Consider the following 21,445-nt stretch of genomic DNA (forward strand, 5'->3'; position numbering starts at 1 on the left):
ATGGGCAGCCCTTTGAAAACCCTGCTCGCAACGGCGCTCGCGGCCTGCCTGCTGCCGGCCGGCGCACAGGCCGCGGAGCAGTGCGGCGTCAGCGAATGGCCGTTGTGGCATAGCTTCGTCGAGCATTTCATCCAGCCCGACGGCCGGGTGCTGGACGCCAGTACCCCGCAGTTGCACAGCTCGTCCGAAGGCCAGTCCTACGGCATGTTCTTCGCCCTGGTGGCGAATGACCGCGATGCCTTCGACAAGCTGTGGGCATGGGCGAAAAACAACCTGGCCGGCAGCGACATCGGCGCCAACCTGCCTGGCTGGTGGTGGGGCAAGGACGACAAGGGCCAGTGGCGCCTGCTCGACAGCAACTCGGCCTCCGACGCCGACCTGTGGTTCGCCTACGCCTTGAGCGAAGCGGCGCGCCTGTGGAAGGACGAACGCTATAGCGAAGACGCCAGGCTGTTGCTGGCCAATATCAAGGCCAGGGAAGTCGCCGACCTGCCCGGCCTGGGCAAGATGCTCCTGCCCGGCCCGTTCGGCTTCGCCCAACCCGATCATCTCTGGCACCTCAACCCGAGCTACCTGCCGGTACCGGTGCTGCGCCGCCTGGCCGGGGTCGATCCACAAGGGCCGTGGAACGAAATCGCCCGCAGCACCGGCAGCCTGATGCAGCGCGCCGCCCGGCACGGCTTCGTCGCCGACTGGGTCGGCTATCGCGGTACCGGGCCCACCTCCGGGCTGTTCATCATCGACCCGCTCAAGGGCGACCTGGGCAGCTATGACGCAATCCGCACCTACCTCTGGGCGGGGCTGACGCCCAACAGCGATCCCCTGGCCAAACCGATCCTCGACAGCCTCGACGGCATGTCGCGGATCGTCGCCACCCAGGGCACGCCGCCGGAGAAGGTCGAGGTGCACGCCAACAGCACTAGCAATGCCGGAAATTTCGGTTTCTCCGCCGCCCTGCTGCCCTACCTCAAGGCCCGCCAGCAACCCTGGCTGGAGCAAGGGCAACGGGCCCGTGTCGATGCCGAACTGGCCCAAAGCCTTACCCCGCAGGCCGTGCAGGCCAGCCAACCACCCTATTACTCAGTGGTCCTCAGCCTGTTCGCCCTCGGCTACATGGATGAGCACTACCGCTTCCTCGCCGACGGGAAGCTGCAACCTCTTTGGGAGACTTCATGCGCTCGCGCCGCCAAACCCTAGCCGTCGGCCTGCTTGCCGCACTGTCCTGCTCCGCCGCCCACGCCGAACTCAGCGCCAACGGCAAGGCCCTGCTCGAACAGGGCCAGTACTGGCAGGCGCGCAAGGACAAGGCACGGGCCTCCGAGGCCTGGCGCAAGCTGCTGCTGATCGACCCGCAGCAATCCGATGCCATCTACAACCTCGGCCTGATCGAGCTGGACAGCGATCGCCCGGCCAACGCCAAGCGTTATCTTGAGCAATTGCAGGCGGCCCATCCCGGCTCGCAACAGGCCCTGCTGCTGGACCAGGAAATCCGCCTGCACGGTGCCGCCACCGGCGAGCACCTGAACCAGGCGCGTATCGCGGTGGAGTCCGGCGAAGCGGAAAAAGCCGTGGAAACCTACCGTGGACTGTTCGGCGGCCAACCGCCCCAGGGGGACCTGGCCCTCGAATACTACGGCACCCTCGGCTACACCAAGGGCGGTTTGCAGGAGGCCCGGCAAGGGCTGGAGCGCCTGATCGCGCAGGGCGGCGACAATCGCCGGGCCAGGCTGATCCTGGCCAAGCTGTTGCTCGGCAACGAGAGCACCCGCGCCGACGGCCTGCGCCGCCTGGCCTCGTTCCGCGATGATCCGGTGATCGGCAGCCAGGCCGTGGAAGCCTGGCGCCAGGGGCTGTCGTGGCTGGGCGGGAGCAAGGCCGATATGGCCTTGTTCGAGGAATACCTGAAGGCGTATCCGGACGACGAGGAAATCCGCGAGCAGATGCGTACCGGCCAGCGTCGGGCGCAGTCTGGCTATCAGCAGAATCCCCATCTGGCCCGGGGCTTCAAGGCCCTCGAAAGCGAAGACCTGACAGCCGCCGAGCAGTCGTTCCAGGCGCGCCTGCGCGAAGCGCCACAGGACGCCGATGCCCTCGGCGGCCTCGGTCTGGTGCGCCAGCGCCAGGGTCGCCTGGCAGACGCCGATGCCCTGCTGCGCCAGGCGATCAAGCAAGGCAATGCCAGCCGCTGGCAGAGCGCACTGCTCGCCAACCAGTACTGGGTGCTGCTGGACCAGGCCGCACAGGCGCGTGACGCCGGCAGTCCGGACAAGGCCCGGGAATTGCTGCAACGGGCCATCGCCAGCAATCCGCGGGAAATCCAGGGCCATCTCAACCTGGCCGACCTGCAGGCGTCACAGGGCCAGTTCCAACTGGCCGAGACCACCTACCGCCATGCCCTGAGCCTGGATGCCGGCCAGGCCGACGCCCTCGCCGGCCTGATCGCCATCCTGGCGCAGAACGGCAAGCTGGCCGAAGCACAGCGCCTGATCGACAACCTCGGCGATGCCCAGCGCCAACGCGTGGACATGAGCAGGCTACGCGCCGCCATCGCCGTCGGCCAGGCCAAGGACGCCGAGGCCCGTGGCGATCTGGCCGCTGCGCGCCAGGCCCTGGAGGACGCGGTACGCAACGACCCGCAGAACCCCTGGACGCGCTCGGATCTGGCCGAGATCTACCTAAAGACCGACGCCGCGAACAAGGCCCGGCAGACCATGGACGAACTGGTCCAGGCCAACCCGGGCAAGCCCGAGGCACTGTATGCCGGTGCGCTGTTCGCCAGCCGCCAGGAACAGTGGGCCAAGGCCCGTCAGTTGCTCGAACGCATCCCCGCCAGCCAGCGCAGCAAGGCGATGAACAACCTCGCCGAGGAAGTCGAACTGCGCCAGTTGGCCGCCCAGGCGCAAACCCTGGCCAAACAGGGCAAGCGCAGCCAGGCCCTGAACCTGCTGCAACGGGCCGAGAATGGCGTCAGCGCCAGCCCCGACCTGTATGCCGCCCTCGCCGCGGCCTATATCGAGATCGGCTATAGCGACCGCGCCGTGTCCATGCTGCGCAATGCCATCGCCCAGAGCAGCAAGCCGACGCCGGCCCTGCGCATCGCCTATGCCGGCGCCCTGCTCAAGAGCGGCGACGACATGCAGGTCAGCCAGATGCTGCGCGAACTGCGCAGCCTGCCGCTGACCCGCGCCGAGCAGCGCAGCTACGACGACCTGCTGTTCCAGTACACCGTGCGCCAGGCCGACCTGCTGCGCGAGAAAGGCGACCTGGTCGCCGCCTACGACACCCTGGCCCCGGCCCTGGCCCAGCGTCCGGACGATGCCCAGGCGGTGTCCTCGCTGGCGCGCATGTACCTGGATAACCGCAATCCGCAGAAAGCGGTGGACCTCTACCAGCCCTTGCTTGCCGCGCAGCCGGACAACGCCGACGTGCAAATGGGCGCAGCCCTGGCCTACCAGCAGAACGGCCAGACCGCCCAGGCGGAGCGGGCCATCGAACGTGGCCTGGAACTGGCCCCGGAAAACCCGCAGGTGCTGAGCACGGCAGCGGCCTGGTACCGCAGCCGCGGCAAGCTGGCCAAGGCCCAGGCGCTTTATGCCCAGGCCCTGGCCTTGCAGGGCCCGAAGGAGGAGCTGATCGACAACCCGTTCGGCCAGGCCATCGCTGCCAATCCCTTCGTCGGGCAACCGGGCCAGCGCAAGGCCTCGCGCCTGGGCGATATCGCCCTCAACGAGATTCCCGAGCCGGCCAAGGTGCAAACCAGGAACCGCGCCAGCGAACCGGTGCCCTTCGACGAGCCCGTGCTGCTGGCCAGCCGTGATGCCGAGCCGCTGCAACGCCGCGCTACCCGGCCGGTGGACGAGCCGGAGCACGACGAGGTCGAAGCGGATCCGCGCGCGGCCATCGAGACCGAACTGGCCAGCCTGCGCGAGCAGCGCAGCCCGCAGCTCAGGCAAGGCGTGACCTTCCGTAACAACAACGGCGAGTCGGGCCTGAGCAAGATCACCGACATCCAGGCGCCGCTGGAAATCAGCTTCCCGGTCAGCGATGACCGCATGGCCGTGCGGGTGACCCCGGTGTCGCTGAACGCCGGCGGCTTCCACTCCGCAAGCAACAGCGCCCTGCGCTTCGGTGGTTTCGAGGCGGGCCAGGCGCTGGACATGGACACCTTGCTGCAAGGTTCGCCCGGTTCGCAGAAGGACGCCGGCGTCGGGCTGGCCCTGGCCTATGAAATGCCGGCGCTGGGTATCAAGACCGATCTCGGCAGCACCCCCATAGGTTTCCGCGAGACCAACCTGGTCGGCGGCATCAGCCTCGACCGGCCGTTCGCCGAAAACAGCAACTTCCGCTACAACCTCAACCTGTCGCGACGGGCCATGGTCGACAGCCTGGTGTCATTCGCCGGGGCCAAGGACGAGCGCAGCGGCGTGGAATGGGGCGGCGTCACCGCCACCGGCCTGCGCGGCCAGCTCAGCTACGACAACCAGCGCTGGGGCAGCTATGCCTATGCCGGCTGGGCCAACCTCGACGGCAAGAACGTCGAGGACAACCAGCGTATCGAACTGGGCAGCGGCATCTACTGGTACCTGGTCAACAACGAAGACGCCCGCCTCACCGGCGGCCTGGGCCTGTCGGCGAGCAGCTACGAGAACAACCAGAGCTTCTTCACCTATGGCCACGGCGGCTATTTCAGCCCGCAGAACTTCTTCTCCATTGGCCTGCCGGTGAGCTGGGCCCAGCGCGGCCCGGACTGGTCCTACCAGATCCAGGGATCGGTCGGCCTGCAGCATATCGAGCAGGACGGCGCGCCCTACTACACCGACAAGAACGCCCAGGCGACCCTGGAAAGCCTCGCTGCGGTGTACCAGGCCAACAACCCCGGCAGCCTGGTCACCACCCGCTACGAATCGCAGAGCAAGACCGGCATCGGCTATTCCCTCGGCGCCAGCGGCGAATACCGCCTCGGCGACGGTTTCTTCTTCGGCGGTGCGCTGGGCGTGGACAACGCCCGCGATTATCGCCAGTTCACCGGTGGCCTGTACCTGCGCTACCTGTTCGAGGACGGCGGCGGGGCCATGCCCCTGCCGGTCAGTCCTTACCGTTCCCCCTATTCGAATTGAGCCAAAGGAGATCCATACATGGCTGCTTCCCTGCTTGCCGGCCTGACCATCCTGATGATCGGCGACAGCCACCTGGCCACGCCCAACTACCTGATGCAGGACCTGCACGACAACCTGGTCAACCAGGGCGCGCAGGTGCATACCCTGGGCGTGTGCGGTTCCAAGGCCGGTGACTGGACCGGCACCGTGGTCGGCGAATGCGGCGGTGCCGAACGGCGCAACAAGGACAAGGCGGTGGTTCTGGGCAACAAGGCCACCACCCAACCGGTGGGCCAATTGGTCGCTGCCGACAAGGCCAACCTGATCGTGGTCGTGATGGGCGATACCATGGCCGACTACACCAAGCCGGCCTTCCCCAAGGTCTGGGCCTGGCAGCAGACCAAGCAACTGACCAAGGCCATCGCCGAGACCGGCGCCAAATGCGTCTGGGTCGGCCCGGGCTGGGGAACCGAAGGCGGCAAGTACAAGAAGACCTTCGCCCGCGTCGAGATGACCTCGAAGTTCCTCGCGGCCAACGTTGCCCCTTGCGACTACATCGACTCCCTGACCTTCGCCAAGCAGGGTCAATGGGCGACCACCGACGGCCAGCACTACACGCCGATGGGCTACACCAGCTGGAGCAAGGCGATCACCGACGCGATGCTGAAAACCCCGGCGGTACAAGGGGCGAAGAAATGAGCCTGCGCACCCTGCTCGCCCTGGCCCTGGCCCTGCCCCTGGCGCTGGCGGCCGCTGCGGCCAACGCCGAAGTCGCGCTGTACCCCACCGGCCCTGGCGAAGACTCGGCCTTCCTGCGCTTCGTCAACGTCGCGCCCGGCGCGCTGAAGATGCAGGCCGGCGGCTCCAGCGCCAGCCTCGACCTGGATGACGCGAACAAGGTCTCCAGCTACCTGCCGGTGCCGGCCAACAAGGCCATCAAGGGCACCCTCAGCCGCGGCGGCCAGAGCGCGCCGCTGGACCTGCAGGTGGCGCCGGGCGAGTTCGCCACGGTGTTCGCCTTCGATAACGGCGGCAAGATCAGCCAGCGCGTGGTCCGCGAACAACCGGACGACTTCAACGGCCTCAAGGCCTCGCTGGCCTTCATCAGCCTCGACGCCACCTGCCAGGGCGCCAGCCTGCGTCCGGCCGGGCGCAACGCCGACCTGTTCAAGGATGCCGCCGATGGCAGCGTGCAGCGTCGCTCGATCAACCCGGTGAAGCTTTCGGTGCAACTGGTCTGCGCCAATGCCAACGTCGGCGAGCCGCTGGACCTGGGCGAGCTCAAGGCCGGCGAGCGCTACAGCGTGATGCTGCTGCCGGGCGCCAATGGCCCGCAGTTGCTCAACGCCACCGATACCCTGGCCAACTGACAGGACGTCCGCCGCACCATGGTTTTCGCCTCGCTCGAGTTCCTGACCCTTTTCCTGCCGCTGTTCATGCTGGTCTACGCCCTGAGCCCGGCGCGGGGACGCAACCTGGTGCTGCTGCTCGGTAGCTGGTTCTTCTATGGCTGGTTGAGCCCGCTGTTCCTGCTGCTGCACGTGGTGCTGACAGTGATCGCCTGGGCCGGCGGCCTGGCGGTGGACCGCAGCCGCGAGGATGGCCGCGGTCGGGTGCGCCTGCTGGCGGCGCTGATCGTGCTCAACACCCTGGTGCTGTGCTGGTACAAGTACGCCAATATCGTCGCCGCCACCTTCAACGAGCTGATCAGCCATTACGGCTACCTGCCCATGGAGTGGCAGCGCGTGGCCCTGCCGGCGGGGCTGTCGTTCATCGTCCTGCAGGCGATCTCCTACCTGGTCGATGTGCACCGTCACACCGTGCCGGTGGAACGCAGCCTGGTGAATTTCGCCACCTATATCTCGATGTTCGGCCACTCCATCGCAGGCCCCATCATTCGCTATGACTGGGTGCGCCGCGAGCTGGAGCAGCGTTACTTCAACTGGCAGAACTTCTCCCTCGGCGCACGGCGCTTCATGATTGGCATGTGCATGAAGGTGCTGGTGGCCGATACCCTGTCGCCGCTGGTGGACGTGGCCTTCCATCTGGACAACCCGTCGTTCCTCGACGCCTGGCTGGGCTGCCTGGCCTACTCGCTGCAACTGTTCTTCGACTTCGCCGGCTACAGCGCCATGGCCATCGGCCTGGGCCTGATGCTCGGCTTTCACTTCCCGGAAAACTTCAACCGGCCTTATCTGGCCAGCAGCATCCAGGACTTCTGGCGGCGCTGGCACCTGTCGCTGTCCAGTTGGCTGCGCGACTACCTGTACATCGCCCTGGGCGGCAACCGCTTCGGCACCTGGAACACCTACCGCAACCTGTTCCTGACGATGGCCATCGCCGGCCTCTGGCACGGCGGCGACAGCTGGAACTACCTGCTCTGGGGTGCGGCCCACGGCGTGGCCTTGTGCATCGACCGGGCCTGGAGCCGCTCCAGCCTGCCAGCGATTCCCAGGGTGCTGTCCCATACCCTGACCCTGCTGTTCGTCTGCCTGGCCTGGACCCTGTTCCGCGCTCCGGACTTCGCCACCGCCATGGACATGTACGCCGGGCAGTTCGGCCTGCACGCCTTCGCCCTCGGTGAAGCGCTGTCGGCCACGGTGCGGCCGGTGGATGGCCTGGCGGCGGCGCTCGGGGTATTTTGCGTGATCGCGCCGCTGTACCAGGCACGGCTCGAACGTTCCTTCGGCCATAGCGCGCTGTATGCGGTGCTGGCTGCCCTCTGGCCCGTGGCCGGTTTCCTGCTGGCGTTCTCCCTGATCGCCAGTCGCGATGCCGTGCCCTTCCTGTACTTCCAGTTCTGATGACGACCAAGACCCCGCCGCCAAGCACCGCACCGACGCCCCCGAGCGCCATCGCCCTGCGCACCAGCCCGCTGGCCGGTGCCGTCCTCGCCGCTTTCCTCGCCGCCGGGCTGTTGTCCTGTGGCTGGCTGCTGGCGAGCGGCAAGCTGCAATTGCTGCCGGGCAAGGCACTGTCCAACGACGCGGTACTGGAGGGCGAAATCACCCACCGCATTGCCAAGGAGCTGGCCAAGGCACCACTGCCGGAGCATGCCGCGCAGCTCGAACGCGCTGCCAGCTGGCTGACCCTGGGCGATACCGGGCCGCGGGTGCGCGAGGGTTGTCCGCAGTGGCTGTTCATCAGTGACGAGTTGAAGATCAACCGGCATGCAGCGGACAACGCCAAGGCCAAGGCGGCGGCCGTGATTGCCCTGCGTGACCGGTTAAAGAAACAGGGCATCCAGCTACTGGTCAGCGTGGTCCCGGACAAGAGCCGGATTGCCGCCAGCCAACTGTGCGAACTGCGGCGTCCGGCCAGCCTCGAGCCACGGGTGCGTGACTGGACCGCCAGCCTTCAGGCAGCGGGCGTCGATGTGCTGGACCTCACCCCTGCCCTGCAACCGCTGGGCGCCGAGGCGTTCCTGCGCCTCGATACCCATTGGAGCGAAGCCGGCGCCCATGCGGCGGCGGTGGCGATTGCCGGGAAACTCGCCGGCATGGGTTTCACGGCCACACCGACGCGCAGTTTCGAAATAGTCCAGCAGCCTGCATCGCCACGTCCGGGGGACCTGGTGCGGCTGGCCGGGCTCGACTGGTTGCCGGTGCACCTGCAACCGGCTGAAGAAGTGGTGATGGCCTCGACCATCAACGAGCAGGTGCCGGAGGCGGCAGGTGACGGCGACAGCCTCGACGACCTGTTCGGCGACGCCAACCTGCCCAACCTGGCACTGATCGGCACGTCCTTCTCGCGCAACTCGAACTTCGCCGGGTTCCTGCAACAGGCGCTCAAGGCGCCGATCGGCAATTTCGCCAAGGATGGTGGGGAATTCTCCGGGGCGGCCAAGGCCTATTTCGCCAGCCCGGCGTTCTCCCAGACCCCGCCGCAACTGATGGTCTGGGAGATTCCGGAGCGGGATGTGCAGACCTCAGATGATGGTGACCTCGGCCTGAAGTGATCGCCCCCGCCTGGATGTCGCTAGTGGCTCACGCAGAGGGGTTTTCCGCCAGAAGTGCAGGCGTTGCATGCAGCCGTTTCGGCAGCGATAGCCTCGGCGCTATAGGGGGGGAAACTTGGGGTAAAGCCTATGATTGCGTATCCTTTCGAGTCGGTGCCAAGTAGCTCATTCATCTTGGGACAGCGACTTCCGTCGTAACAGTAGCCCCCATTGATGAAGATGTTATTGAGAGCTACCCCATTATCCCTGAGGCTTTTCATGCAGATTTCAGAGCGAGTTGCAGCGTGGATCGGATAGCTAGAGACCATTGCGGTAGCAATCATGCCGCATATGGCAACGCTAATGAGCGCTTTCATCGTCGAGTTCCTCTCATCTATCGTCCCGGATGAACAGGCTGGGCCACGGCAACAGGCAAAGCCCGAGCTGGACGACTTGATTGAAGAGCGCAGCGAATGCAGGCGCAACTGACAGAAATATCAGTTCCGCCGAGTGGTTGAGAGCAATCCTGAAGGGCAATCATCGAGCAGATGCTGGTGTTGTCAGTTCCGGCCTCATCGCTGGCAAGCCAGCTCCCACAGGGTCCGCGGTGCATGCAATCCCTGTGGGAGCTGGCTTGCCAGCGATGAGGCCAGTGGTACCAACATCACTCGCGTAGACCACACCCCGGATCCGCAGCCGGCCCATCCAGGTACTCCCGGCTCCATTGCTCCAGCGGCAACGGCGGTTGCTGCTGGAAGATCCGCGTCATGATCCGCTTCAGCGCGTCGGGGTTGCGCATCGAATCCCCCCCCGCCCCCGGCCACGATACTGGCGTCTGCACCTGCCATTGCCCCTCCCCATCGCAAGTCGCCATGCGGAAGCGGAAGGTGTAGTTGCCCGGAATGCCCATGCGCAGGTCGCTGACCACCAATGCATCACCGACCACGTCATAGCGCAGCCAGTCGCCGGTGAACCAGCGCAGGCGCTCGTACAAGGGCGAGCCTTCCAGCACCCTGGCCGCTTCCAGATTGAGTGGCTGGCGCTGCCATTCCGGCGGGTCGTCGTCGAACAGGCTGCTGACGCCCTCGTAGTAGTCGCCCTCCGGCGTCTTCGCCACAACCCGCCATAGCAGCGTGTTGAACGGCATCGGCAGCGCACGCAGTTGGGTGACATCGATGTCCCGGGCGCGCAGGGCGGCATGGAAACGCTGTTCGGCAATGTTCTTCGAGAGCAGGCCGAAGCCCAGGTAAACCGTGCTCAGCAACAGCAGTACGCCGAGCACCTGGGCGGCGCGTCCGCTGAAGCCCTTGAACGCGGCATAGATCACCCCGAACAACAGCGGCAACGTATACAGCGGATCGATGATGAACACCGCCGCCCAGCTTTGCGGCGTGGGCTGCAACGGCCAGAACAGTTGCGTGCCGTAGACGGTGAAGGCATCCAGCAACGGATGGGTGACCAGCACCAGCCACAGGCCGAGGAACAGCCGCGGCCCGCTGTAGCCGGTATCGGGACGGCGGCGTACCAGCAGCAGGACCAGCCAGGTCAGCAGCAGGGCCAGGCCGGTGAGAACGAACAGGGAATGGGAAAAACCGCGGTGGAAGGTCATGCTCGACACGGGGTCGGCGTAGCGGATGGCGACATCGAGGTCCGGCAGGGTTGCCAGCAGCGCACCGTAGAGCAACGATCGCCGCCCTTGTACCTTACCCAGCACCGCGCCCTGGATGGCGCCACCCAGAACTGCTTGGGTCAATGAATCCAATGGCTTTTTCCTTGAGCAAGGGACAAAGGACAGATGCTAGCTCAGTGACAGGCAGGAAAGCATCCTGTCCGGAGACTTGGGTGTACTTCAGGGCCTCATCGCTGGCAAGCCAGCTCCCACAGGTTCAGTGGTGCACGCGGTCCCTGTGGGAGCTGGCTTGCCAGCGATAGGGCCAGTTCAGGCCAAACATGTCCATCAGGTGTCATATAAAGCTACGAAAAGCGCGTAATTTCCGACTTTCTTGTAGGCAATTTCCCAAGCATACTCCCGCGCGCTTTCAGCCGTTGCGCACTTCGGAATCTGCGCCTAGTCTCCGCCGGTCGTTGCATATACAGCGACCAGCTTTGACAGGCTGCGACACATTCAGAAGACGCACGTGGTCCGTTATGGCGGCTGTACGTGTGGGCACCTTCGGGTGCGCCAGGTTTGCGTCTTCAGTGTCCTGGTCTGTCAACCCGCGTACAGCTGCCACCTCATTCGTTTGACAGCGAGGAGGTGGTGGTAACGGATGAACACACTGGAGACAGAAATGAAAAAACTGGTACCTGATCCACCCTCCGCGGCATACCCTCGCCTCACCACCGTCCACACCCACTTCGCCACCTGCCAGAACCACCACCCGCCCCTCTTTGCCGTCTGCGATGGCGTCGATATCGGCGATGCCCTCGAACATCTGGCGATTGCCTTGAAGTCGGCGGCGGAAACCAATGCCCAGATGTGCGACCTGGCGGACCGCAAATATGGTGATCTGCTGTGGGGTACGCAGCAGTCGCTGGAGATCTCGCAGGCGTTGGTGGCTTCGTTGTTGAAGGCGGTCAAGCGGCAGGGCCTGGAACAGTTCTAATACCTGGCGCGGACCCTGTGGGAGCGGGTTTACCCGCTCCCACAGGGTCCGCGTCGTGCTTTGGAACTGTTCTATTTACCTTTCAGCTTCAGCCAGGATTGATGCAGGTCGATCGCCCAGCCATCGATGACCTGGCGGACATCGTCCGGGCGCAGTACGGTCTTGTCGTTTTCCAGTTCCTTGCCAGTGCCCTTGCGCACCACCTGGGCCACGACCTTCTGGTTGCCGCCGTCGAGGAATGCTGCCTCGGTGGCGATTTCGGCCTGCCGGTCGCGGCTGCCGGCAGCCGTGCTCGCGGCCGCCACCACCAGGGCGATGGGAATCACTTCATAGGGCTTGAGCCCTTCCACATCACTGCTCACCGCTGTGATCGCCGGACGCACCACGATCACACCCGGCCCGGGCTTGCTCGCCAACGGCAAGGATTTACCCAGCTCGCGCTTGAGCGCCTGGTCGTAGTAGTCGGTGATGCCCTTGAGGGTAGTTGCCGGAATCTGCGCGGTCGGCGCCGGCTTCGGATAGAACTGGCTCGGCTCGATATACACGCTGGTGTAGGCCTTGCTGTCCAGTTGCGGGTCGATCCAGCGCATCACCGGCGCGCCGGACGGTGATTTCGCTTCCTTCAGGCGGCTGTAGTCTTTGAGAAAGCCCGAGTAATCCTCCGGCTTGCTGAGGTTGCTGGCGCAACCGGCAAGCAGCAACGAGCTCAGGCCAATCGCTAGTGCGACTTTCATAAGTGCTCCCCACTACGGAAATCCATGGAAAAAACCCGCTGGCACCACGCCAGCGGGTTTAGGTATAGCCCAGCTTCTGCGGCTTGCCCCGGGAAAACCGGGGCAGATCCGCAAAACATGCGCAGCGTCAGCTTTTCGGGCTGACCATGGCCTCCACGGTGCTGTCCAGGCTATCGGCCGCCTTGCTCGCCCGCCCTGCCCCGGCCACCTGCCGCGCCTGCGGACGGGCCGCATCGGCGAGGATCACCTGGGCGGCCTTTTCCGCCGCGACGTAGATCGAGGTGACGATGAAGAAGCCTGGGATCTTCGGGAAGATCGAGGCGTCCACCACCCGCAGGTTGCTGGTTCCGCGCACCCGGAAGGCGCTGTCGAGTACCGCCATCGGGTCATTGGCGGCACCGATCGGGCAGGTGCAGGAGGCGTGGTGGCCCCAGGCCTGGTTCATCACGTACTCCTTCAATTGCTCGTCGGTCTGCACCGCATCGCCTGGCAGCTCTTCCTCGGCTATGAGCCTGGCCTCCTTCAATGGCTTGGCCAGGTTGCGCACGAACTTGATGCCCTCGACCACCGACTGCAAATCTTCGCCCTTGGTGTCGTTACCCTCCTCGAAATAGCGAAAGTTGATCATCGGCGTCTGCGCCGGGTCCTTCGAGCGCAGGGTGACGTAGCCGGCGGTGTTGTTGGTGTGCGCCTTGAGCACCGCCCAGGTCAGGTAGTTGAGCTTTTCCACGATCAGCTTCGAATAACCCGGGAAGTACCCGCGGAACAGCGCCAGCAGCGAAAAGCAGAACAGGTCCGGCAGCGGCCGTTGCTTGAGCGACTTCTTGATCACCGCCAGCACCGCGCCGTTGGTGGAGTACACCCCGATCTTGCCCTTGGCCCACTCCTCGTACTGCGGGTCGCCTTTCTCGTAGCGCGCGCCTTCGAGGACTTCCCAGTTCTCGAAGTTCATGCGATTGACCACCCCCACTTCGTAGCGGTCCTGCAGGTTGCGCCCGACCCCGGGCAGCTCGACCCGCACCGGCACGCCCACCGATTCCAGCACCTCGCGCGGGCCGATGCCGGACAGCATGAGCAGCTGCGGGGTGTTGAAGGCACCACCGGCGAGAATCACCTCGCGGCTGGCCCGGACCTGGCGCAACTCGCCGCTCGAGGTCGGGTTGCGCGGCAAGGTGCAAGCCTGGTACATCCGCGAGCCCTTGATGTACTCCACGCCATAGGCGCGTTGCTCATCGTCCAGCAGCACCCTGGTGACCAGCGCATCCAGCTCGATGTGCAGGTTATCGGGGAAGCGCTGCTGCACGTCGAGCAGGCGCTCGCGGGTGCCCATGCGGTGGTGCTTGTGGGTAGCGAGCGGCGGGTAGCGCAGGCCGATCGCCTCGTCCTTGACCAGGCGCCAGTCGTTGGGGTCGCCAACACCCTGCAACTGCCAACCGATGCGCTTGAGCGGCTCGGCCAGGGTCTCGAAGGCCTGCTTGGCCGACTTGACGATGGAGCGCACCAGCGAGAAATCGTCGATCACCGCTTCGGGCACCGCCTTCTCCGTGTGCAGCCAGCCCTTGAAGCCATGCCGCGACGGATTGAAGCCGAACCACGAGAGAAACCGCTGGAACGGCCGGTGGTGACAGTTCTCCAGGCGCTGGAAATGCTCGCGCATGGCGCTGGCCTTCCAGGACGCATCGCCGGTGATCCGGGCGATATGGTCCCAGTCCTGGTTATGCGGGTAGACGGTGATCATCGCGTTGTGCGCAGTGCAGCCGCCGAGGCAGCTGGCACGCGGGTACAGCACACCATCGACGGTTTCGCCTTCGTAGCTGCGGGTGAACTTGGGGTCCTGCAACTGGCGTGCGTCGCTGCTGTAGTGGCGCACGAAAAAGTCCCAGCGCATGGCGTTGTTCTCGGTGGAGCGCGGATGGAACGCCGGCACCTGGTACTGCTCCGGCAGGCCCGTGTCGTCGCCCTTGGCCACCGGATCGCTGCCCGACTCCAGAACCAGCACGCGCCGGCCCTCCTCGGCCAGGCGCGCGGCCAGGGTGCCGCCGCCGGCGCCGGAGCCGACCACTATGTATTCGTATTCAGTCTGGTCAGTCATGACAGCGGCCTCAGAAGGTTTTCAGCAGGGAGATCAACGCGCGCTTGTCGTCGTCGCTAAGCGGCTGCTCGTCCTTGTCCTGGAGGAATTTCGTGCCGAAGTAATGGCCCTTGTCGACCACGTAGTCCGGGCACTTGCTCACTTCCAGCAGCGGCTTGACCAGGCGCTTGAAGACCTTGCGCGCTTCCTCGTCGCTGGCGCCCGGCGGCAGTTGCTTGAGGTCGTGCTTGATCTTCACCAGCAGGTCGAGCACCTGGTCACGTTTCTCCAGGTCGATGTTGGACAGCAGGCTCACTGGCGTACCCTGCGGGATAGGTCCGATCTGGATGCCGTCGTCGCCGAACAGCCACGGCAGCCAGCGGGTCAGCACGCCTTGCAGGTCCTGCAGGAACTTCGGCAGGTAGCCGCTGCTCACGCGCAGGTAGCTGGTTTCAGTGGTGGTATCGATGGTGCCCGGGTGAGTCAGGCCGGAACGGGTGACCACCTGGAAGTTGCCCTGGCGTTTTTCCGGCCACAGCAGCATCTCGATGGAGCTGTCGAACGAGGCGATGCGATCATCCACGGTGCCGGTCCACTTGAACGGGCCGAGGGCGTTGTTGAGGAACAACGGCGCCGTCGACCAGACGCTGACCAGCGACGCCGGACGGGTGTAGCCCCGACCGCCACCCGGCATCTCGTATTCCCGCGCCTCGCCGGTGTAGGGGTTCTGCACCAGCATCTTGCCCACCGCCGGCAACTGCTTGTACGACTCGGAAGAGAAGTTGTCCCAGATGTTGTCGGCCAGGGCGTTGGTTGCCAGCGGGCTGCAGGCGTTGGTTTCGAGCAGGGTTACCGGCACGCGCAGTTCGGTGGAGAGGAAGTTGTCGGTGAGGAAGTCATCCTTTTTCACGATGTCGCGCATCGCGCTCTTGAACTCCGGCGTCTTGCTGTAGCTCCAGTAGTCGTTCCAGCACTTGAGGTAGTTGCCGTTGACGCAGCCGTTGTCCGGGAACTTCGCCCAGGCTTTTTCCGGCAGCTTGCTGGAGTGGCAGCGCGCGCAGGTTTCGGCGAAGACTTCCTTGCCCCGCTCCAGTTGCGCCGGCGAGGCTTGCAGATGCTGCTCGCCGCCGGGTGCGCTCTTGAGGTAGTCCGGGGTCGCCGAAGCGAGGAAGAACAGCGCCAGGTCAGGCGTCTGTGCTTCGTTGGCACGCCAGAAGGCCGAGTTCTTGCGGGCGGTCTCGATGGTGAACGGGGTGATCGGCTTGCCACCGATCAACGGCCGGAAGTGCTGCGTCCATTCCTCGCTGAACAGGCCGATATTGACGAACACCCGGTTCAAGGCACCCAGGGCACCCACCGAGTCGGCACCGTCCTTGAGCACCCGCGGGGTGAACACGGTGTCCGGTTTCTTGTAGAACTGCATCAGCGGGCTGTCGGCAGGAATGCCCGGCACCTCGTTGAACTGCTTATTGTTCAGGTCGCCACCCTTGAGGGTCTCCTTGCCCAGGTGCGCGGCCAGCTCGATGCGCGCCTTGAGGTTGTAGACGGCGTTCATGGTCCGCGGGTTGTTGATGTAGTCGGTGGACACCAGCGAGGTATCCAGGGCCCCCGGCCGCGAGGTGTGGAACAACTGGTGCGGGAAGCTGCTGTCGTCCTTCTGCCACATGAAAATGCGATCCACCCAGAAATACTGCGCCCCCGGGTTGGAGTTGAGGTTGGCCCAGGCCGGGCTTTCCGGGTTGGCCGGCGGATTGGTCGGGTTCGGCCCGACGTGGCAGAACCCGCAGGACATGCCGACGCGATACGGCTTCACCAGCTTGCTGTCGTTGTAGTAGCTGGGGTCTTCGTAGTAGCGCTTGGGATCCCAGTGCTTCTGCGCTTTCTCGTCGAAGTCCGGGTTGGGGAACAGGCGCAGGCCGACGATGCCGGTGCCGTAGCCGTAGTAGGAGCCGGTCTCGATGTTCTTACCACGGGCACCGATCTTCACGCCCGGGTACTTGGCTTCGTTCTCGAACGGGTCGGGGGCGCAGGACGGGTCACGGGTATCCAGCCACAGGCCATGGCGGTCTTCGCGCGGGCCTTCGCCCTTGACGTAGCACGGCTCGTTGACCACGCCCAGGTACTGCCAGCGGTTGCTGCGGTTGGCGGCCAGCGACGGATGGTTGGAGATGGTCTTGAGGAAGTCCAGGTTGCCGACGCTGTCACGCGAGAGCTTGTCCCACAGGGCATCGTTGCCGGCGGTCCAGACGATCCAGTTGTTGCGCCCGCGGGCGAAGGCGTCCACCGCCTGCTGCTGGGTAATACCGGGGATGAAGGGCGAGAGGCGGTCCACCAGCAGCGCCGGTTGCTTCGAAACGCCATAGTCCATGTCGGCGAAGTAATCCTCGTCGGCGCCCTTCAGGCTGTCGGCATCACGGCCGACGCACTGGGCTTCGTCAAGGATCTTGCCGGGTTGGTCACCGCAAGGGTTCTTCGGTTTATCGGAACACCCCTGCAACAGCACCAAGGGAAGAAAGAGGCTCAACATCAGCTTCACGGGTGTCATGCGTTTGCTCCTTGCAAAACGTGCAGACCGGTCCCTTCTGTCCTTGAGGAACACGTTATTGCGGCCGGTCCGGTTGGCCGATCTCAACTGAATGCATTGCCCGCCGCGCTCGGTTGGGCGGCAGACCAGTTGGTTACAACTCCTTTACAGCACCTAAAGCATATGCCATTACGTGATGGCATATTGCTTTCATTTGGTTATGAAAACCGGCGGCTTATCGCACCTGCTCATAGGTTTGCGTGCAGGGCTTTTGTGATGGGGTTCACAGTGGTGGCAAGTGGCTATTTCCTTGCTCTACACTCCAGCGCCAAGGGAAGCATCTCCACCCATCGGCGGGACGGCACATGGACAGGCAAGAAACGGTCAGCACCGATCAAGACACCCAATTCAGCGCCGAACAGGCGCGCATCACCGAGCGTCATCGCTTGCTCGGGCTGCCAACCGGCGGCAAGCGCCTGGCCTTGGCCCTGTCCGGGGGTGGCATTCGCAGCGCCACCTTCTGCCTGGGCGTGGTCCAGGCCCTGGCCCGGGCCAAGGCACCTGGCGCGCGGCCGGAAGCGAACGACGACGGCAAGGCCGGCGACCTGGGCAAGCGCCTGTTGCCACGCTTCGACTACCTGTCGACCGTCAGCGGCGGCGGTTACTTCGGCTCGTTTCTTGGCAGCCTGTTCCTTCCAGGACGCCTGCGCGATCGGGAGAACACCGGCGTCATCGGCGCCGGCGAGTCCGCGCCCAGCAACGACGCCAAGCGCCAGGCGGCCCGGCAGGCCTACGAAACCCTCGACTACGAGCCACCGGGACGCATCCACACCGGCGGCGACTATCGCCGCCAGCCGGTTGGCGCGGCGCCGCTGGGCTGGCTACGGGAAAACGGTCGCTACCTCACCCCTGGCGGTGGCGGCGACCTGTTCTATGTGCTCGGCATGTCGCTGCGCAACCTGCTGGCGGTGCACATGGTCATCGGCATGCCGCTGTTGTTCGGCCTGGCTCTGGCAGTGCTGCTGCAGGAAGTGATCAGCCTCAGTCCGTTGTGCTCGCCCATCGGGGCCTTCCTCCCGTTGAGCGCCGCGCAGGTGGTCTGCGGTTCGCTGTGGTGGTTGCCTATCGCGTTGATCGTGTTGGCAATACTGCCGCTGATGCTGGCGTACTGGATGGTTTACCGGCGACAAAACGACGACGATTCGCCCCATCCATTCAACCTTGCTACCGGGCTCTATGCACTTGCGGGCGTGGCGATGATCCTGCTCGGCGCCCGTGCTCCCTGGATCGGTGGAGATTTGCGCGTGCTGATGGTGCTGTTTGGCCTGGTATGCCTGGCTGGCTTGACCTACTGCCTGTTGTTGTGCCGCTACCTCGGTCGTGGACGAGCAAGCCCGGATAAACTCCTGGCCCGACATAATACCGTCGCGACATACCGCGTTCTAATTACACGGCGGCTCGCCACGGCACTTATATTCACCTTGGCCAGCCTGTTCTTTGCACTGGTTCCATGGCTCAGCGATTGGCTGTTCCTTCGCCTGTGGCAAGAACAGGGGCCGCTGATTTCCGGTGGTGCTCTCTTGCCACTATTGATCGCCCTGGTACGCTGGGTTTCCGTGGCCACGGACGACAAGGCCAAGCCAGGCTGGTTGAGCAAGCTGCCGATCAGTGTGATTGCTGGCGCTGCAGGTGTACTCATTCTCATGCTGGTGTCCCTGTTCTGGGGACTTCTAGTGCAATACGTGCGCTATACCGGCGACTGGTTTGGCGACATCCATGCCTGGGCACGCCTGCTTGGCCTGACTGTCCTGGCGGGGCTATTCAGCCTGGGATCAGGCAAGTTCATCGGTTTTCTTAACCTGTCGTCCTGGCAGTCGTTCTACCGGGCTCGTTTGGCCCGGGCTTACCTGGGTGCCTCAAACGGCCTGCGATTTTCCGGCAAGACGCGCAAACAGCGCCGCCGCCTGCTAAGCGTCGCCGAGACGCTGCCCGGAGACGACGTGAGCATCGAGGATTACTACAGCAATACTTCCTGTGCCCCGGTGCATTTGATCAACGTGACCTTGAACCAGACCGTAGACCCGGCCGAGCAGCTCGTTCAGCGCGATCGCAAGGGAAAACCCTTATGCCTTGCCCCATCCGGACGCTACGGCGACGCCAGCGTCAGCTACATTCTCGACGGTGAGCCACGGCAGCGCGCCACACAACCGCCTTGCGGGGAAATCTTCCAAAAGCTCAGCCTGGCCCACTGGGTCGCCACATCCGGTGCAGCGTTCTCTACCGGTCTGGGCCGCGCTACAGCTCTCGGTACATCCCTGGCCTTCGGCCTGGCGAATGTGCGCCTGGGCACCTGGTGGCCGGCGGACTTCCTGCAGAACGGTGAAAAGGACAGCGGCCTGCGTACTCCCCGCGATACCCTGCGCGAGCGCACCCTGACCACCCAGCATTACCTGTTCTATGAAATCACCGCGCACTTCCACGGCTTGAACCGCGACTTCCAGTACCTCTCCGACGGCGGTCACTTCGAGAACACCGCCTGCTACGAGCTGATCCGCGAAGGCCGCAAGATCGACCTGATCGTGATGTGCGACTGCGGCGCCGACCCGACCTACCAGTTCGATGACCTGGCCAACCTGATCCGCCTCGCACGGATCGACCAGGCGCTGGAAATCAGCGAGGACCCAGGCATCTTCGAGGTCGAGGAACTGGCCCCGTACTTCGGACGGATCCAGGACTTCAAACTGGACAGCGAACAGCGCAAGCAGGCGGACTACCGGCGCTGCGCCATTCTCCTGAACGTGCACAACAAGCAGCAGCAACTGACCTCGCGCATCCTGCTGATCAAGCCGAACCTGATCGCGGGCCTGCCGGTGGACCTGCTCAACTACGCCAGCGAACACCCGACCTTCCCCAACGAAAGCACGGCCAACCAGTTCTTCGACGAGGCGCAGTTCGAGGGGTATCGGCAGCTAGGCTTGCAGATCGGCCGGCGCTTGTTCGGCGACGGGAAGGAGGAATCGAAGGTGGCGGACGCGTTGTGGAAGTACCTGGAGTATTAGGTGGCTGATCGGGCGCTATCGCTGGCAAGCCAGCTCCCACAGGGTGGGAGCTGGCTTGTCGGACCGCCGCACCGCAGCGATGAGGCCGGATCAGGCAACAACCGAATAGGCAATTGCCGAAAGGGTAACCAACCCCACCGCCACCACGAACACGTTCGACGCCTTACCCGAGTACTGGCGCAACGACGGCACCTTGTTGATCGCGTACATCGGCATCAGGAACAGCAGGCAGGCGATCACCGGTCCGCCGAGGGACTCGATGATCCCGAGAATGCTCGGGTTGAGCGTGGCGACGATCCAGCAGGTCAGGACCATGAACAGCGCCGTTACCCGCTCCAGGCTCTTGGCCGACAGCGAGCAACCACGACCGCGCAGGCTTTTTACGATCAGCCCCTGGAAGCCTTCGCTGGCACCGACGTAATGGCCGAGGAAGGACTTGGTGATGGCCACCAGCGCAATCAGCGGCGCAACGAAGGCGATCACCGGTGTCTGGAAATGGTTGGCCAGGTACGACAGGATCGAAATGTTCTGCGCCTTGGCCGCCGCCAGGTCGGCCGGGGACAGGGCCAGCACGCAACTGAAGCAGAAGAACATCACCGTCAGCACCATCATCAGGTGCGAGGCCGCCAGTATGCGCCCGCTCTTGTACTCGGCACGCTCGCCATACTGGCGCTTCTGCGCCACGGCAAAGGCCGAGATGATCGGCGAGTGGTTGAAGGCGAACACCATGACCGGAATCGCCAGCCATAGTGTCTTAAGCAGCAGCCCGGCGTTCATGCCTTCGCCGGCCTGGGCGAAGAATGCGCCGTTCCAGTAGGGAATCAGCCCCAGGGCAAGCAATAGCAGCGCGGCGACGAAGGGGTACACCAGCACGCTCATGACCCGCACGATGATGCCCTGCCCACAGCGCACCACGATCATCAGGCCGCAGATCAGCAGCAACGACAGCAACGCCCGGGGCGGTGCGGTGACGTGCAACTGGTGTTCGAGGAAATTGCCCAGGGTGTTGGTCAGCGCCACGCTGTACACCAGCAGGATCGGGAAGATGGCGAAGAAATACAGCAAGGTGATCAGTTTGCCGGCACCGGCGCCGAAATGCTCTTCCACCACTTCGGTGATGTCTTCGTTGCCGCCCTTGCGCCCGGACAGGACGAAACGGGTCAGGCCGCGATGGGCGAAGAAGGTCATGGGGAATGCCAGCAGCGCCAGGATCAGCAACGGCCAGAAACCGCCAACCCCGGCGTTGATCGGCAGGAACAGCACCCCGGCACCGATGGCGGTGCCGTACAGGCCCAGGGCCCAGGTGGTGTCGTGGCGGCTCCAGCCGCTGGAAATGGCAGGCGCAGCGGCGTCGCCACGCAATGAAGTGGTGCTGTTTACATCAGTCATCGATATCGCCTTGTAATTATTTTTGATAA

The 21,445-nt window shown here is 64.5% G+C and carries 13 protein-coding genes; 8 read left to right on the forward strand and 5 right to left on the reverse strand.

All coding sequences use genetic code 11. The annotated features are described in order from the left end of the window. The 6 genes from bcsZ to N7650_RS06530 are packed head-to-tail and all read left to right on the forward strand — an operon-like array spanning position 1 to position 9,054. Positions 1-1,197 (forward strand): cellulose synthase complex periplasmic endoglucanase BcsZ, encoded by a 1,197-nt coding sequence (gene bcsZ / locus N7650_RS06505; RefSeq protein WP_279897502.1) that lies wholly within the window; start codon positions 1-3, stop codon positions 1,195-1,197. Then, positions 1,173-5,117, forward strand: a complete 3,945-nt coding sequence (locus N7650_RS06510; protein WP_279897504.1) for a cellulose biosynthesis protein BcsC — start codon at positions 1,173-1,175, stop codon at positions 5,115-5,117. The genes bcsZ and N7650_RS06510 overlap by 25 nt, the downstream gene beginning before the upstream one ends. 18 nt (positions 5,118-5,135) lie before the next feature. After that, positions 5,136-5,795, forward strand: a complete 660-nt coding sequence (locus N7650_RS06515; protein WP_279897505.1) for an SGNH/GDSL hydrolase family protein — start codon at positions 5,136-5,138, stop codon at positions 5,793-5,795. After that, the gene (locus N7650_RS06520; protein ID WP_279897506.1) at positions 5,792-6,466 is read left to right on the forward strand and encodes an alginate O-acetyltransferase AlgF; all 675 of its coding nucleotides are present in this window, start codon (positions 5,792-5,794) and stop codon (positions 6,464-6,466) included. The genes N7650_RS06515 and N7650_RS06520 overlap by 4 nt, the downstream gene beginning before the upstream one ends. An 18-nt stretch (positions 6,467-6,484) precedes the next feature. Then, on the forward strand, positions 6,485-7,900 hold the full coding sequence (locus tag N7650_RS06525; protein WP_279897507.1) for an MBOAT family O-acyltransferase: 1,416 nt from the start codon (positions 6,485-6,487) through the stop codon (positions 7,898-7,900). Continuing rightward, the gene (locus N7650_RS06530; protein WP_279897508.1) at positions 7,900-9,054 is read left to right on the forward strand and encodes a cell division protein FtsQ; all 1,155 of its coding nucleotides are present in this window, start codon (positions 7,900-7,902) and stop codon (positions 9,052-9,054) included. The genes N7650_RS06525 and N7650_RS06530 overlap by 1 nt, the downstream gene beginning before the upstream one ends. 643 nt (positions 9,055-9,697) lie before the next feature. On the opposite strand, the gene N7650_RS06535 is transcribed toward N7650_RS06530, so the two are convergent. After that, the gene (locus N7650_RS06535; protein WP_279897510.1) at positions 9,698-10,795 is read right to left on the reverse strand and encodes a metal-dependent hydrolase; all 1,098 of its coding nucleotides are present in this window, start codon (positions 10,793-10,795) and stop codon (positions 9,698-9,700) included. A gap of 508 nt (positions 10,796-11,303) precedes the next feature. Here N7650_RS06535 and N7650_RS06540 point away from each other — a divergent pair. Continuing rightward, the gene (locus tag N7650_RS06540) at positions 11,304-11,639 is read left to right on the forward strand and encodes a hypothetical protein (protein ID WP_279897512.1); all 336 of its coding nucleotides are present in this window, start codon (positions 11,304-11,306) and stop codon (positions 11,637-11,639) included. A 71-nt stretch (positions 11,640-11,710) separates the two neighbouring features. On the opposite strand, the gene N7650_RS06545 is transcribed toward N7650_RS06540, so the two are convergent. The 3 genes from N7650_RS06545 to N7650_RS06555 all read right to left on the reverse strand — a co-directional run bounded on the left by N7650_RS06545 (position 11,711) and on the right by N7650_RS06555 (position 16,989). Further along, the gene (locus tag N7650_RS06545; RefSeq protein WP_279897514.1) at positions 11,711-12,373 is read right to left on the reverse strand and encodes a DUF3313 domain-containing protein; all 663 of its coding nucleotides are present in this window, start codon (positions 12,371-12,373) and stop codon (positions 11,711-11,713) included. 127 nt (positions 12,374-12,500) lie between these two features. Next, positions 12,501-14,465, reverse strand: coding sequence for a GMC oxidoreductase (locus tag N7650_RS06550; RefSeq protein WP_279897515.1), 1,965 nt, complete (start codon positions 14,463-14,465; stop codon positions 12,501-12,503). A 10-nt stretch (positions 14,466-14,475) separates the two neighbouring features. After that, positions 14,476-16,989, reverse strand: coding sequence for a hypothetical protein (locus N7650_RS06555; protein WP_279897516.1), 2,514 nt, complete (start codon positions 16,987-16,989; stop codon positions 14,476-14,478). A gap of 344 nt (positions 16,990-17,333) precedes the next feature. Between N7650_RS06555 and N7650_RS06560 the strand changes: the two genes are divergently transcribed. After that, the gene (locus N7650_RS06560; RefSeq protein ID WP_279897518.1) at positions 17,334-20,027 is read left to right on the forward strand and encodes a hypothetical protein; all 2,694 of its coding nucleotides are present in this window, start codon (positions 17,334-17,336) and stop codon (positions 20,025-20,027) included. A 90-nt stretch (positions 20,028-20,117) separates the two neighbouring features. On the opposite strand, the gene N7650_RS06565 is transcribed toward N7650_RS06560, so the two are convergent. Continuing rightward, positions 20,118-21,416 carry a serine/threonine transporter gene (locus tag N7650_RS06565; protein WP_279897519.1) on the reverse strand — a complete coding sequence of 433 codons (1,299 nt, stop codon included), beginning with the start codon at positions 21,414-21,416 and terminating at the stop codon, positions 20,118-20,120. Positions 21,417-21,445: the final 29 nt, after the last annotated feature.

Origin of the sequence: Pseudomonas sp. GD04058, assembly GCF_029836855.1 — a bacterium.
Lineage (GTDB): Bacteria > Pseudomonadota > Gammaproteobacteria > Pseudomonadales > Pseudomonadaceae > Aquipseudomonas > Aquipseudomonas bharatica.

Coding starts and splice junctions, on each gene's coding strand:
- N7650_RS06520 (WP_279897506.1), top strand. CDS start 5,792: ATGAGCCTGCGCACCCTGCTCGCCCTGGCCCTGGCCCTGCCCCTGGCG.
- N7650_RS06525 (WP_279897507.1), top strand. CDS start 6,485: ATGGTTTTCGCCTCGCTCGAGTTCCTGACCCTTTTCCTGCCGCTGTTC.
- N7650_RS06555 (WP_279897516.1), bottom strand. CDS start 16,989: ATGACACCCGTGAAGCTGATGTTGAGCCTCTTTCTTCCCTTGGTGCTG.
- N7650_RS06565 (WP_279897519.1), bottom strand. CDS start 21,416: ATGACTGATGTAAACAGCACCACTTCATTGCGTGGCGACGCCGCTGCG.
- bcsZ (WP_279897502.1), top strand. CDS start 1: ATGGGCAGCCCTTTGAAAACCCTGCTCGCAACGGCGCTCGCGGCCTGC.
- N7650_RS06560 (WP_279897518.1), top strand. CDS start 17,334: ATGGACAGGCAAGAAACGGTCAGCACCGATCAAGACACCCAATTCAGC.
- N7650_RS06510 (WP_279897504.1), top strand. CDS start 1,173: ATGCGCTCGCGCCGCCAAACCCTAGCCGTCGGCCTGCTTGCCGCACTG.
- N7650_RS06530 (WP_279897508.1), top strand. CDS start 7,900: ATGACGACCAAGACCCCGCCGCCAAGCACCGCACCGACGCCCCCGAGC.
- N7650_RS06550 (WP_279897515.1), bottom strand. CDS start 14,465: ATGACTGACCAGACTGAATACGAATACATAGTGGTCGGCTCCGGCGCC.
- N7650_RS06515 (WP_279897505.1), top strand. CDS start 5,136: ATGGCTGCTTCCCTGCTTGCCGGCCTGACCATCCTGATGATCGGCGAC.
- N7650_RS06540 (WP_279897512.1), top strand. CDS start 11,304: ATGAACACACTGGAGACAGAAATGAAAAAACTGGTACCTGATCCACCC.
- N7650_RS06545 (WP_279897514.1), bottom strand. CDS start 12,373: ATGAAAGTCGCACTAGCGATTGGCCTGAGCTCGTTGCTGCTTGCCGGT.